General features: G+C 50.8%; 10 protein-coding genes. 6 read left to right on the plus strand and 4 right to left on the minus strand.

Translation table 11 applies throughout. The features are described from left to right. The first annotated feature begins 12 nt into the window (after positions 1-12). Positions 13-3,732, plus strand: coding sequence for a beta propeller repeat protein (locus H5715_RS01315; RefSeq protein ID WP_075185940.1), 3,720 nt, complete (start codon positions 13-15; stop codon positions 3,730-3,732). Positions 3,733-3,847: 115 nt separating this feature from the next. On the opposite strand, the gene H5715_RS01320 is transcribed toward H5715_RS01315, so the two are convergent. The 4 genes from H5715_RS01320 to fbaA all read right to left on the minus strand — a co-directional run bounded on the left by H5715_RS01320 (position 3,848) and on the right by fbaA (position 8,425). Further along, a complete protein-coding gene (locus tag H5715_RS01320) occupies positions 3,848-4,048 on the minus strand; it encodes a hypothetical protein (RefSeq protein WP_075185939.1) in 201 nt (66 codons plus the stop codon). A 516-nt stretch (positions 4,049-4,564) separates the two neighbouring features. Next, complete coding sequence (pgi, locus tag H5715_RS01325) at positions 4,565-6,208, minus strand: glucose-6-phosphate isomerase (RefSeq protein ID WP_075185938.1); 1,644 nt, start codon at positions 6,206-6,208, stop codon at positions 4,565-4,567. A gap of 33 nt (positions 6,209-6,241) precedes the next feature. Next, on the minus strand, positions 6,242-7,204 hold the full coding sequence (locus H5715_RS01330; RefSeq protein WP_075185937.1) for a polyprenyl synthetase family protein: 963 nt from the start codon (positions 7,202-7,204) through the stop codon (positions 6,242-6,244). Between the two features lie 144 nt (positions 7,205-7,348). After that, positions 7,349-8,425 carry a class II fructose-bisphosphate aldolase gene (gene fbaA / locus H5715_RS01335; RefSeq protein WP_075185936.1) on the minus strand — a complete coding sequence of 359 codons (1,077 nt, stop codon included), beginning with the start codon at positions 8,423-8,425 and terminating at the stop codon, positions 7,349-7,351. A gap of 415 nt (positions 8,426-8,840) precedes the next feature. On the opposite strand from fbaA, the gene rplU reads away from it, so the two are divergent. The 5 genes from rplU to H5715_RS01360 all read left to right on the plus strand — a co-directional run bounded on the left by rplU (position 8,841) and on the right by H5715_RS01360 (position 13,370). Beyond that, on the plus strand, positions 8,841-9,152 hold the full coding sequence (gene rplU, locus H5715_RS01340) for a 50S ribosomal protein L21 (protein ID WP_075185935.1): 312 nt from the start codon (positions 8,841-8,843) through the stop codon (positions 9,150-9,152). 25 nt (positions 9,153-9,177) lie between these two features. Then, positions 9,178-9,435 carry a 50S ribosomal protein L27 gene (gene rpmA, locus H5715_RS01345; RefSeq protein ID WP_075185934.1) on the plus strand — a complete coding sequence of 86 codons (258 nt, stop codon included), beginning with the start codon at positions 9,178-9,180 and terminating at the stop codon, positions 9,433-9,435. 351 nt (positions 9,436-9,786) lie between these two features. Next, positions 9,787-10,989: an Obg family GTPase CgtA gene (gene cgtA, locus H5715_RS01350; protein ID WP_075185933.1), complete on the plus strand. Its 1,203-nt coding sequence runs from the start codon at positions 9,787-9,789 to the stop codon at positions 10,987-10,989. A 128-nt stretch (positions 10,990-11,117) separates the two neighbouring features. Next, on the plus strand, positions 11,118-12,239 hold the full coding sequence (gene proB, locus H5715_RS01355) for a glutamate 5-kinase (RefSeq protein ID WP_075185932.1): 1,122 nt from the start codon (positions 11,118-11,120) through the stop codon (positions 12,237-12,239). 81 nt (positions 12,240-12,320) lie between these two features. After that, the gene (locus H5715_RS01360; protein WP_075185931.1) at positions 12,321-13,370 is read left to right on the plus strand and encodes a pyridoxal phosphate-dependent aminotransferase; all 1,050 of its coding nucleotides are present in this window, start codon (positions 12,321-12,323) and stop codon (positions 13,368-13,370) included. Positions 13,371-13,384: the final 14 nt, after the last annotated feature.

Genomic DNA, 13,384 nt, shown 5'->3' on the forward strand with positions numbered 1-13,384 from the left:
GAGTGAAGAGCAATGACCAGCTTTGAACCCATTCACGACCCCGAATTGCACGACGAACCCGATGCCCGAGAGGAAGCGAATGAAGGAATAGCGTCCATCCCGTCCACCAGCCTGCGTGAGAATTTAGATGAGGTCCTCGTCCATGCCGGTTCCGCCGCCCGGAGGGATCCCAATGCCGCCAACTTTCCCTGGCGCTCGTTGGGGCCGCGCAACGTGGGTGGTCGCGTTCGTTGTATTACTCAAGATCCAATCAATGCGCAAATTCTCTACGCTGGTACGCCACGCGGTTTGTGGAAAACCACTAATGCCGGTGACACCTGGTCTGTATTGGATGACTTTAGGCCGCCTAGCCCTCCCAACAATGTACCCCAGGCTTTGCCCGTGGGTGCGCTTGGGGTTGGGCGCAGTAATGCGCAGGTGCTCTATGTGGGAACAGGCGAGCCGGTGCTCAACAAGGCTGATTATGACTACAAACTCTCCGGCGCCGGACTGTATTGGTCGACCGATGGTGGTCAGATTTTGAGTCGTTTGGATCATCCCGATGTCGGCACCGGTACCATTGCCAGCCGTAACTTCGAGCGTATTATCGTCGACCCCTGGGAGCCGCGACGGTTGTGGCTTGCCTCTCCCTTGCGGGGTTTGTGGCGGGGAGTTCCCTCGGGCGCCTTCCCTAACCCCCCAACGTTTTCTCAAGACGTGGTCGATGGAGCTTCTGCTCCGGCGTCTGCAGCAAAGCAGGACGCCAGTGATGTGGTGGTCAACTTTGGCAATACGACAGGGCCGCCACCGGCTAAATACACGGTCTATGTTGCTCTGCGTGGGCGCGGAATCTTTGCTGCTACCTACGATCGAGCCACCAACACTTACGACACCGATGCTGCCGGTATTGCTTGGCGTTATCTCAGCAGCAACAAATTTCCAAAAGCCGATGCCGATATTAACAAACGAAAATTTCATCGACTGAAGATCGCACTTTGCGCAGCGCAGCCGCAACATCTTTACGCCATTTTTGCCTTGCAAGATAACAAGGCATCTAATGTTTTCCATAGCTCCGATGGCGGCGCGAACTGGGAAGAAACGGGCAGTAGGCCTGGTGATAAAGGGAAGCAGGCTTGGTATGACCTAGTCTTGGAGGTACACCGACAGGATCCTAAGGTTATTATTACCGGCAGTGTGGATATGTACCGCAGCTACGATGGTGGCAAGCACTGGGATAAAATTATCGATTGGCTGCAATACAATAAGGGCGACCGCGCCCAGCATGCCGATCAGCATGCCTGTGTTTTCGATCACTCAGACATTCGCAAAGTGTGGGTTGGGAACGATGGCGGCATCTCCATGACCGGCGATCTGGGCCATACTTGGCGCAAGCGCAGCCACGGTATTCTCGCGTCGCAACCCAATGACATTACCTCCCACCCGAATTTCCCGATGGTGTGCGGCGGCGGCTTGCAAGATAACGGCACCTGGGTGAGCTATGGCGGCCTTACTTGGCACTATATGTATGGTGGAGATGGCGGTGATATCGGTTTTGAACCCAACGATGTACGTGCCTTTCACGTTACGACCCAAAATGGTGTGAGCCAGGCCAAGGTGCAGCAGAGTACGGACTTCAATTGGCTCTATTCCAACCCTCTTCCTGATGTGGGCGCCGATGAGCAGATGCGAGTGGAAATTCTGGAGCGTGGTTCGGGCTTTAGCGGTTCCCACAAATCCACGTTCTATGCCGTACTGGAGCATCACCCCAGCAATGCCAACGAGGGGCTTATCGGTCGTTACAAAGCCTTGTACCGGACGACAGATGGCCACGATTGGAGCAACCAAAACCTGGGAGATCTGCGGGAATTCCGGCCAGCGGGGAGTACTTCGGCTTTCTACAATGCGCAAATTAGCGCCATTGCATACGGCCCTGGCGCGAATGCGAATAGTATCTGGTGGGCGGCAACATCGCGCGGCGAAGTCTTTCTGACCACAAATGGCGGTACCGATTGGAACGCCGTCGGTCCGGTGCCTGCCAACGGATGCTGGATTGCTCAAATTGCCGTGCACCCGTCCAGCGCTAATATTGTGGCATTTTGCTGTGCTGAACCCGACGGCACGGTTTATCTCAGTGGTGATCAAGGCAGTCATTGGCTGGAAATTTCCGGTGTCGACATCAATGCGACGGCCGCTGTCGCCAATCGACTGGGGCCTAGTCCCTCTCTCGCACTGGCTTTTGACCCTGGCTGCCCTAACGTTGCCGCTGGCCCACATACTCTTTATGTGGGAACCCTTACGGGCGTTTACGTTATTCGCAACGCTGTGGCTCCTGCCGCTGCAGTGGGTGGGTTAGTGTTCAATCCGGTATGGAGAACCTTGAATATCGGTCTGCCATTGGTGCAAATTTATGATATGGAAGCCATTCGCTATACGGTGAACGCCGTTAATAAGGACGTTTTGCGGGTCGCAACTTTTGGTCGCGGAGTTTATGAGTGTGATCTGAACGGCGCACCAGTGGTGCGTTTATTAGTGCGCAATCACGTCTGTGATACTGGCAGACAATACGATGTTGCTCAGCGGTTGATAGATGACCCTCGCGTGCCTGCGGGACGAACACTGGCCAGCCAGGAGCATGTGAGTATCGATATCCGTATTGATTCGGCGCCCTTTGTGGATTTCGGCCCCGTGATGGATGCCGTGGAGATGGATGAAGATTTTTCTGGCGAGTCTAGTTTACGCGCGGGCGAAATCAACCTCGTTTACGTACAGGTACAAAATACAGGAGGTGGTGATGCAGCGGCTACCCAGGTCCACCTGTTTTTTGCCGATACCGCTGGAACACCGGCGAGGGCGCCGGACTTTGCTGCTGGTGCCTGGGGCAGCTTTCCTGCGGCAGCGGCACCCTGGCGCCTTGCCGAAACCAAAAACCTGCCACATTTACAATCGTCAACACCACAGGTCTTGGGGTTTCGCTGGGACGTTCCTGTAGATGTCGGCAGTGAAGTGGCGCTGTTGGTCATTGCCAGCCACGCCAACGATAATATTGTCACGCACGACGCTGAGTTCCAGGTTCGTCCGGCCGCAAACCCGATACCGTCACTGGTAATCGATACTCGCAATGCGAACGCCCTAGTGCTGGCAGATCGTCGTGCGGCAATGCGTATAGTCTCCGTTGAAACCTATAACCCAGATCCTTTTGTTCGAGATGGGATGGATGATCAGGGGCTGGGAGCGGTTGCCTGGGGAGGGCGAGCTGCCGATATTGTTGTTCTGGAACAAACCGCTGCAGCAGCTATTGCCGATATCAATACCGAGTTTACCAACTTGGCCGATAAGCGTGCCGACGACCAGCTAAACATTAGCAATAATTACCGTATCTTCGTGCGTGTTCATAACCGTCGTCGAATCGCTTTTGCCAACCCCAGTGTTCAACTCTATGCGATTTCGCTGGCCAATCTTACCCTGCCGGGTAACTGGGTGGATTTAGGTGCGGTGAATATCGCTTCCATTGATGCACAATCATGGCGTTTCTCTGCCGCCATTAATTGGGATACACCACCGGACCCAGGAAACAGTGGCGATCGAAAATTCTGGTTGTTGGCGGCTATTGTGGGTGTGGAAGACCCTACGGGCGCCGATGATGAAGCGCCGGACCACACAGCCATTAACAGTGTGCAGAGCTTCTGGCATTTTTTTGTGGGTGCAGAAAGAAGTAACAATGCGGCGCTTAGAGTGGTGCCGTGGAGCGCATAACTTTATGTAAGGTTGAGGTGTGTTTTATCGTGCATTAATATTTTTATAGCTAACAGGTACGGTAATAATTTTTTAGCGGCGGGGTTTTAATGCCGCCGCTAGGGGCGTCTTTATGTTATTTATTTGAGGTCAGCAGAGTTTTACCCGTCTGAAATAATGCATCGAACAAAAACCAGGTTGTCAGAAATGCCACCAGCTCCAACCCAAAACTTCCAAATTTGTATAACGTGTTGGCGATAAAAAAAGAAACTAAAAATACGGGGGCTTGCTCTAGGGCAATACGTTGAACAGACAGCTCGCGAAATAGAGAGTACATAATAAAATCCTTTTGAAAATTAATGGTACTTTAAAAGGAACTGCGTAGGGAATGATGCTAAACAGTTTGGAATTAATATTCAAATGATTTTGGCTTCTGGTGTAATAGTGGTTAGGGGTATTTCCAATAATACTTTTATTTGTTTTAGTTATTGGAGAAAATTTTTGACGCTAATTTTTTTGGACTATCTAGAAAACGGTAAGCGGCTGCGCCGTATTTAAAATGTTTCGCAACAGAGTCTAACGGGTATGGTTCGCAAATCTATACTCACCACAGGATCAATAGGCGTAGGTTGATATTTGTGCCTGCACGCAAGCCGGCTCTGCCAGAGCGTTAGGATGGCAATTATAAATATTAAGAGAGGGGGATGAGTTGGTGGGGCGGTTACAGCGTTTTTTGCTGCTTCAGCGTAGTGGCCAGTGTGCTAAAGTTTTAATTTCACGGCCGGGATATTCAGCGGGGCTGGTGTTCAAGCTGAGAACAATCAACCCCGCCGAGATTTATTAATATACCAAATTACAGGCTTTTGTTCGCTTCGTTAAATTTGCGCACCAATGTTTGCGTTGACGAGTCCCAGTCGCCCGGGATATCGGTGGTATCGATGGCATTGGCGATGTGGGTGCCGAGCAGCTTGCCCAGTTCCACGCCCCACTGGTCGTAGGAGTTAATATTCCATAGCGTGCCAAGGGTGTAGACCTTTTGCTCGTAGGCAGCAATGAGTGCGCCCAGAGTTTCCGGTGTCAGCTTGTCCATCAGGATGGTGTTGCTGGGGTGGTTGCCGGGGTGAACTTTGTGCTCTGCCAGCTTCTGAATTTCTTCTTCGCTAACACCGTTTGCGCGCAGCTCTGCTTCGGTGGTTTCCAGATCCCGGCCGCTCATCAGTGCCTGGCTCTGGGCAACGCAGTTGGCGAATAGGTACTTATGCTGATGGTCAATAGGGTGGTGGGCCTGCAGGGTGGCGATAAAGTCGGTGGGAACCATAGTGGTACCCTGGTGTAGCAGCTGGTGGAAAGAGTGTTGGCCGTTAGTGCCTTCACTACCCCAAACGATTGAGCCTGTCTGGTAGTCCACGCGGGCGCCGTCTTTGGTTACGCTCTTACCGTTACTTTCCATTTCTAGTTGTTGTAGGTAGGCCGGCAGCAGTTGCAGATGGCAGGCGTAGGGTAGAATAGCCTGCGTATCGGTGCCGAGGAAGTTGCTGTACCAGAAAATGATCAGGCCCATCAGTACGGGAATATTTTTTTCCAGTGGTGCCTCGGCAAAGTGGGTGTCCATGGCGTTGGCACCCGCGCGCAGCTTATTGAAGTTATCCATTCCCACGGCGAAGGCGATGGGCATACCAATGGCTGACCACAATGAGTAGCGGCCGCCCACCCAGTCCCACAGGGGGTAGACGTTATCGGCATCAATACCAAATTCAACGGCTTTATCGACCTTGGATGATATGGCCACGAAGTGATGACACAGTTGATTTTCACCACAGTCGTTGTCGAGCATCCATTTTCGTGCGCTCAGGGAGTTTTCCAGCGTCTCCAGGGTGGAAAAAGATTTGGAGGCGATCAGGAACAATGTGGTGGCCGGATTCAGCTTTTGCGTTAGGTCGTAAATCTCTGCTCCGTCGACGTTGGCAATGAAGTGAACATTGACATGGCCTGTGTGAAAAGGTGTCAGCGCTTTAGTCACCATACGCGGACCGAGGTCGGAACCGCCGATACCGATATTCACCACATCGGTAATTTTGTCGCCTTTAAAGCCTTTCCATTCACCACTGTGAACAGATTCAATTAATCCCGCCATTTTTGTCAGCGTCGCTTCTACGCACTTTTCTTCTTCGTTAGAGGCTTCACCGGTATAGCGTAGAGCGGAATGGAGAGCTGGTCGGTCTTCGGTATTGTTTACATGGTCTCCGCGGAAAAGGCGTTTGATCGCACCCTGTAAGTCGGCCTGTTTGGCAGCATCCAGTAAGAGTGCTAGCGTCTGCTCGTCGATATGGTTTTTCGAAAAGTCCAGTTCCAAGCCTGCGGCGGCAACAGAGTAGCGAGCAGAGCGGTTGGCGTCTTCGCTGAACAGTTGTTTTAAGGTGCGTCCTTCCCAGGAAGCGGCATTATCGACGAGTTGATCCCAGTTACTGTACAGATCGGATAATTTTCGTTTTTGCATCGATAGACTCTCTATGGCTGGGCTTAGGTAGATTCAGGTGCTACGTTCTACCGAGAAGCGTGTAAGGTCCGCAAGTGCGGACTGATAGGGTGTTGCCGGCAGGTTGGCAATTAAAGCTAGCGCCTTGTCGGCGTGAGCGCGAGCACACTCATTGGTGTATGCCAGACCACCGCGCTGCTGCACGATAGTGATAATGTGTTGCAGTTTGTCGATACCGCCTTCGCGTATCGCCTGCTTGATTAGGGCTGCTTCGTCTTTAGTGCCCTGTGTTATGGCGTGAATTAGAGGCAGCGTGGGCTTACCCTCTGCCAAGTCATCACCTACATTCTTTCCGAGTTTTTCGGCATTGCCTTCGTAGTCCAGGGCGTCATCTACCAATTGGAAGGCGACTCCCAGATGGTAGCCGATCTGGCGGACTTGTTTGCGCAAGGTTGTATCCGCGCCGGAGATTACCGCGCCAATTTCACAGGCCGCTTCAAACAGGGCTGCGGTTTTTTTGTGGATCACGGTTAAATAAGTGGCTTCCGATACTTCTGGGTTGTTGGCGTTAACCAGTTGTTGAACCTCTCCCTCGGAAATGACATTGGTCGTATTGGAGAGGATTTCCATAATATCCATATTGCCGATGGCAACCATCATCTGGAATGAGCGTGAATAAAGGAAGTCGCCAACCAGCACGCTCGGGGCGTTACCCCATTGGGCATTTGCCGTTGGGCGGCCTCGGCGAAGGGATGATACATCGACCACGTCGTCGTGGAGTAAAGTCGCGGTGTGAATAAACTCAATAATGGCGGCGAGATTAATATGCTGCCTACCGTTGTAGCCTAGGGCGTTGGACATCAAAAGAACCAGCAGTGGGCGCAGGCGCTTGCCTCCCGCATCGACAATGTAGTGACCGATATTTTCAACCAAGTCTACATCCGAATGTAGCTGTCCAATAATAAGCTGATTAACGGATTCAAAGTCAGATTGCACCACTTTGTGAAAGGACTGCATGGAGTATAGTCGCCTGTCATTTTTGAGGGGTGGATGCTAGGGGGCTGCTTTGGGGGTGTCAAGCTCATCAGCTCATATCGATCAAAAGCCAGCCAAAAAAAAGCCCGTAGAGCTACGGGCTTTTATATCTAACGCTTAGGCAAATTAGAGTACGTCTATAGCGTTCAGGTCGGCGAAGGCTTGCTCAAGGCGAGCAACCATAGCGTCTTGGCCTTTGCGCAACCAAACGCGTGGGTCGTAGTACTTCTTGTTTGGTGAGTCTTCGCCCTCAGGGTTACCGATCTGGCCCTGCAGGTAAGCTTCGTTTGCGACGTAGTATTCCTTGATACCTTCCCAAGTTGCCCACTGGGTGTCGGTATCGATGTTCATTTTGATTACGCCATACCCAATAGATTCCTGGATTTCTTCAGGAGAAGACCCGGAACCGCCATGGAATACAAAGTTCAGGCTGTTGTCTGCCAGGCCAAACTTCTCGCTGCAAAACTTCTGGGAGTTGTCCAGAATTTTCGGTGTCAGCTTCACGTTACCGGGCTTGTAGACGCCGTGTACATTGCCGAAAGAGGCAGCAATGGTGAAGCGTGGGCTGATAGCATTCAATTTTTCGTATGCGTAGGCAACGTCTTCTGGCTGGGTGTACAGCAGTGAGCTGTCCATATCGGAGTTATCAACGCCATCTTCTTCACCGCCAGTGCAGCCCAGTTCAATTTCCAGGGTCATGCCGATTTTGCTCATACGCTCCAGGTATTTGGCACAAGTTCCGATGTTTTCTTCCAGGCTTTCTTCAGACAGATCGATCATGTGTGAACTAAACAGAGGTTTGCCAGTTTCTGCGAAGTGCTTTTCGCCAGCGTCTAATAGGCCGTCGATCCATGGCAGCAGTTTCTTGGCCGCGTGGTCGGTGTGTAGAATAACGGGTACACCGTAGGCCTCTGCCATTTGGTGAACGTGCTTGGCGCCAGAAATAGCTCCCAGAATTTGTGCTTGCTGGCCTTCGGCTTTCAGGCCTTTACCTGCAAAGAAAGCTGCACCGCCGTTGGAGAATTGGACAACAACAGGAGATTTGGCTTTAGCTGCTGCTTCTAATACACCGTTTACGGAGTCGGTACCCACGCAGTTAACCGCTGGCAGGGCAAATTTGTTGGCTTTGGCAATTTCGAATATTTTCTGAATATCGTCGCCAGTAGCAACGCCGGGTTTTACTGCATCTAAAATTTTGGACATATCAATGGTTTCCTGTAGTTCAAAACGTGGGACGGGGCAGGGGTTCTATGCGCGCTTCTGCTGTTGGCGGTGTTTCTGCCACAGTGGCTTCCCGTTCGGGGCCGCATTATACGGGAAAGTGGTGGCTTTTGTACTCTCGTACGCGACTCCAAAAAGATGAACGGGCCAACTCCCCTATAAAAGAGTAGAACAATTGATTTGAGTCGCCAGTAGAGAGTTTATCTGTCTGGATGAGGGATGTATAAATAGGGTTTGATTTGGCCAGAACCATAAAGTACAATTCGCGCCCCTGTAACCTTTGGTTGCGGGTTTTTTAAGCAAACGACGCAAGTTTTGTGGTTGTCGCCGATAATGGTGCTCTCCTGAAAGCTTTATTGAGCTACTTCGTGTCGTCCATTCTAATCTGGAGCAGATTATGTACGCAGTTATTGCTGCCGGTGGTAAACAGCACCGCGTGGAAGAGGGCGAAGTTCTTCGTCTGGAAAAAATTGAAGTGGCTACTGGCGAGAGCGTTGATTTTGATCAGGTTCTGCTGGTAGGTAGTGGAGACGACGTGAAAATCGGTACTCCTGTTGTGGAAGGCGCTAAAGTAACTGCCGAGGTTGTAAGCCACGGTCGTGCAGACAAGGTGACGATTATCAAGTTTCGTCGTCGTAAGCACTCTATGAAGCGTCAAGGTCATCGCCAGTGGTATACCGAAGTTAAGATCACCGGTATTCAGGGTTAAGTTAAAGATTAAGCAGGAGTAGAGCATGGCTCACAAGAAAGCAGGCGGTAGTACGCGCAATGGTCGCGATTCCGAAAGTAAACGTTTAGGCGTTAAGTTGTTTGGTGGTCAGGTAGTTAAAGCCGGTAATATTCTCGTTCGTCAGCGTGGCACTAAGTTCCACGGTGGTGAAAATGTTGGTATGGGTAAAGATCACACCCTGTTCGCCAAGACTGACGGCGAAGTTAAATTTGATGTTAAAGGCCCTAAAAACCGCAGAGTTGTTAGCATCGTAGCTGCTTAATTTCGGTTTATTAGTGTTTGAAAGCCCCGCTACACTTTTGTGGCGGGGCTTTTTTGTTATTGAGCAGGAAATTGTGCGCTGCACTATTGTCATTATTGACTATTTTGTGGGGCGATAACGTTTTTGGGAGCGTTACTCTTCGGGTGCAGCCAGCCTTGGGTTAGTGGTTTGGCGCTTAAGCACTGCCTTGCGGTAATCCACGTCGCAGTTAAAGTGTTTACTGTGGCCTCTGGCCCGATCTTTGGAGATTTCACTACAGTATTTCTGCTGTTGAGGTCTCGGGAGGCAAGCTCCTACCGTCCCAGCTGAAACTGAACTGCTCACCATCTCTTCTTACATAAAGGTTACAAAATGAAATTCGTAGACGAAGCCCCAATTATTGTTCAAGCGGGTAAAGGCGGGAATGGCTGTCTCAGCTTCCGTCGCGAAAAGTTTATCGAACGCGGTGGTCCAGATGGTGGTGATGGTGGTGATGGCGGCAGTGTTTATCTGGAGGCAGATGAAAATCTTAATACGCTAATCGATTACCGCTATCAGCGCAGTTACAACGCTCAGAGTGGCGAGGGTGGTCGCGGTCGCAACTGCACCGGTAGAAAAGGTGATGATTTGGTCCTCAAGGTGCCCGTGGGTACCTCTGTTTTGGATGAGGAGACGGGCGAGCAGGTCGGCGATCTGACCCGGCATGGAGATTTGTTGTTGGTTGCTCAGGGCGGGTTTCATGGTCTGGGTAATGCTCGCTATAAGTCGAGTGTAAACCGTGCTCCTCGACAAACATCAAATGGTTCTGAAGGTGACGCTAAGCAGCTTAAGCTGGAAATGAAAGTTTTGGCTGATGTGGGTATGTTGGGTTTACCCAACGCCGGTAAGTCCACGTTTATTGCGGCTGTCTCTGCCGCCACGCCAAAGGTGGCTGGCTACCCGTTTACCACGCTGATACCCAGCCTAGGGGTGGTTAAAGTACAGATGCACCGCAGCTTTGTTGTTGCAGATATTCCGGGATTAATTGAGGGGGCGGCAGAGGGTGCCGGTTTGGGGATTCGTTTCCTGAAGCATTTGACCCGTTGTCGAGTACTTGTGCACTTAGTGGATATTTGCCCTATTGACGGTTCTGATCCGGCGGAGAATGCAAAATCCATTACTCGCGAGTTGGAGAATTTCAGCCCTACGCTGGCTAAGCGAGATCGCTGGCTGGTGCTGAACAAGTCGGATTTGTTGACTGATGAAGAGCTCGAAGTTCGTAAGCAGCAGGTGGTGGACGCCCTCGGTTGGCAGGGGCCCGTATACTGTATTTCGGCAATTGCGCAGCTGGGTACCAGCCATTTGTGCGAGAATTTACTGACCTACATGGAGTCGTTGTGGGAGAAAGAGAAGGAAGACCCGGAATTCGCCCAGCAGGAACAGGATACTCAGGTTCGTATGCAAGCGGAAGCCCGTGAGCGGATCGAAGCTTTGCGCGCAAGACACAAATCAAAGAAACACCAGAATGGCGATGATGATGGTGGTGATGATGATGACGGTGACTTTGATGTAGAAGTAGAATATGTTCGTGAATGAATTTTGTCCTACCCATATATTCTTTAAATAGGTTCAGACACAAAAGGCACCAAATGCAGAGTGTCGACATAGGCTGAGGTATAGGTACATACTTCTAATAACCTTAACAATAACGAACGAAGAGAACTATGTCTAAGAGAATGCTAGTCAAGCAGGGTCGGCGTTGGGTTATCAAAATTGGTAGCGCGCTGCTCACTGATAATGGTCGCGGTTTGGATCGGGAGGCTATGGCCATCTGGGTTGAGCAAATTGCGGCGCTGTCCAAGAAAGGTTACGAGGTTGTTTTGGTCTCCTCTGGTGCCGTTGCTGCGGGAATGACGAAGCTGGGATGGAAGTCTCGGCCAAAGGCAATTCACGAGCAACAGGCGGCGGCGGCAGTCGGGCAATCCAGTTTAATACAGGTCTATGAAGAGGAGTTTCATCGGTTCAGCAAAAAGACCGCTCAGGTGTTGCTCGATCACGATGACCTATCTAATCGTCAGCGCTACTTAAATGCCCGTTCAACGCTTAGTACGTTAATTGATATGGGTGTTGTGCCCATTATTAATGAAAACGACACTGTCGTAACCGAAGAAATTCGTTTTGGTGACAACGACACTCTGGCTGCTCTGGTGGCGAATTTAATTGAAGCAGACGTGCTGTGTATTCTGACTGACCAGAAAGGTATGTACGACTGCGATCCTCGTAAGAGCGCTCTGGCGGAGATTGTGTTTGAAAAATCTGCCCTGTCGCCCGATCTCGATGCTATGGCAAGTTCTGGCGGCGCTCTAGGGCGTGGCGGGATGATCAGTAAAGTTCGAGCTGCGCGTTTAGCTGCGCGTTCTGGAGCTAGCACGGTCATTGTGGGTGGAAAAATTCCCGATGTGATGCCGCGTATCGCTAGCGGTGAGTTGTTGGGAACACTACTTTATTCCGATCAGCAGCCAATTGCTGCGCGCAAACAGTGGTTGGCTGGACATCTTCAGTCTCGCGGTGTGGTTGTTTGTGATGATGGTGCTGTAACGGTTCTTCGAGAGCAGGGTAAGAGCCTGTTGCCGGTGGGAGTGGTGGGTGTTGATGGCCATTTTACCCGGGGTGAGATGGTCCTCTGTCACGATTCGAAAGGTAATGAAGTTGCGCGTGGCTTGGTCAATTACAGTAGTGATGATGCGAGAAAAATTATGGGTCAGCCCACGACAAAAATCGAGGGTCTTTTAGGTTATAAAGATTTCGACGAGTTGATTCATCGAGACAACCTTGTGCTGTCATAACGCTTGCTGATAAACCCTTTTAAGTTGTAATCTTCGAAACCCGGCAATTGCCGGGTTTCGCTTATTTTGAGATCTTATGTTATGTCCATCTTCAAAGATCATATTGATCGTATGAGTGCTTATAAACCGCCTTTGGATGGTCGTGACCCAAAACAGCATTTGTTGCTCGATTTTAATGAGAGAACTCTTCCTGTGGGTGAGGCTATTCGGCAGGCTTTGGTGGACTATATCAACGATGACCGTCTGCAGATGTATCCGTCCTACGGTGACATTGTAGAGAAAATCGCCGCTTACGCCAAAGTGAGTGCTGAGCAGGTGATGATTACAAACGGCTCCGATCAGGGGATCGATTTGATTTTTCGCGCGGCTTGCTGCGAAGGGGATGAGGCAATTATTCCTGGGCCGAGTTTTGCCATGTATAGCCAGTGTGCGAGGGTCGAAAACCTGACGATTATTGAGCCACAGTATACGCAGGAAAAGGGTTATCCTCTGGCGGAAGTGTTGGCCGCGATTAGCGGTAAAACACGTATTATCGTGGTGTCTAATCCGAATAATCCCTGTGGGACGTTGGTTGCGCGCAACGATATTTGCACCTTGGCAAAGGCTGCGTCCGATGCTGTTATTTTGGTGGATGAGTGTTATTTCGAGTACAGCTCCGTAACGGTTGCTGATCTGGTACAGCAGTACCCCAATATTGTGATCACCCGAACATTCTCTAAAACTTGGGGTTTGCCGTCTTTGCGCTTGGGTTATGTGATTGCTGATGCCGACAATATTCGTGCGCTGCTTAATGTTCGTGGCCCTTACGATATTAATCAGTTGGCGGTTGTGGCAATTCGCGCTGGTCTGGAAAATCTCAATGGTATAGAGAGTTATGTGTACGAGGTGATGAGCGAGTCCAAGCCGATGTTAGAGGGGTTCTTCGATCAGCAAAAAATTCCCTATTGGCGTAGTGGGGGGAATTATTTGTGGGCGTTTTTTGAAAACCCTGAGCAGATAGAGCGTGGGCTGCAGGAGGCTGGAGTTTTGGTTCGGCCGAAATCTTATTTGGGGCAGGTGGGTCTACGTATAACGCTGGGCACTAAAGAGCAGAGCGAGCGTTTAATTAGTGTTCTCGCCCAGCTTATTTAGGTCATAAAAAAACC

It is taken from the genome of Teredinibacter haidensis (assembly GCF_014211975.1).
Lineage (GTDB): Bacteria > Pseudomonadota > Gammaproteobacteria > Pseudomonadales > Cellvibrionaceae > Teredinibacter > Teredinibacter haidensis.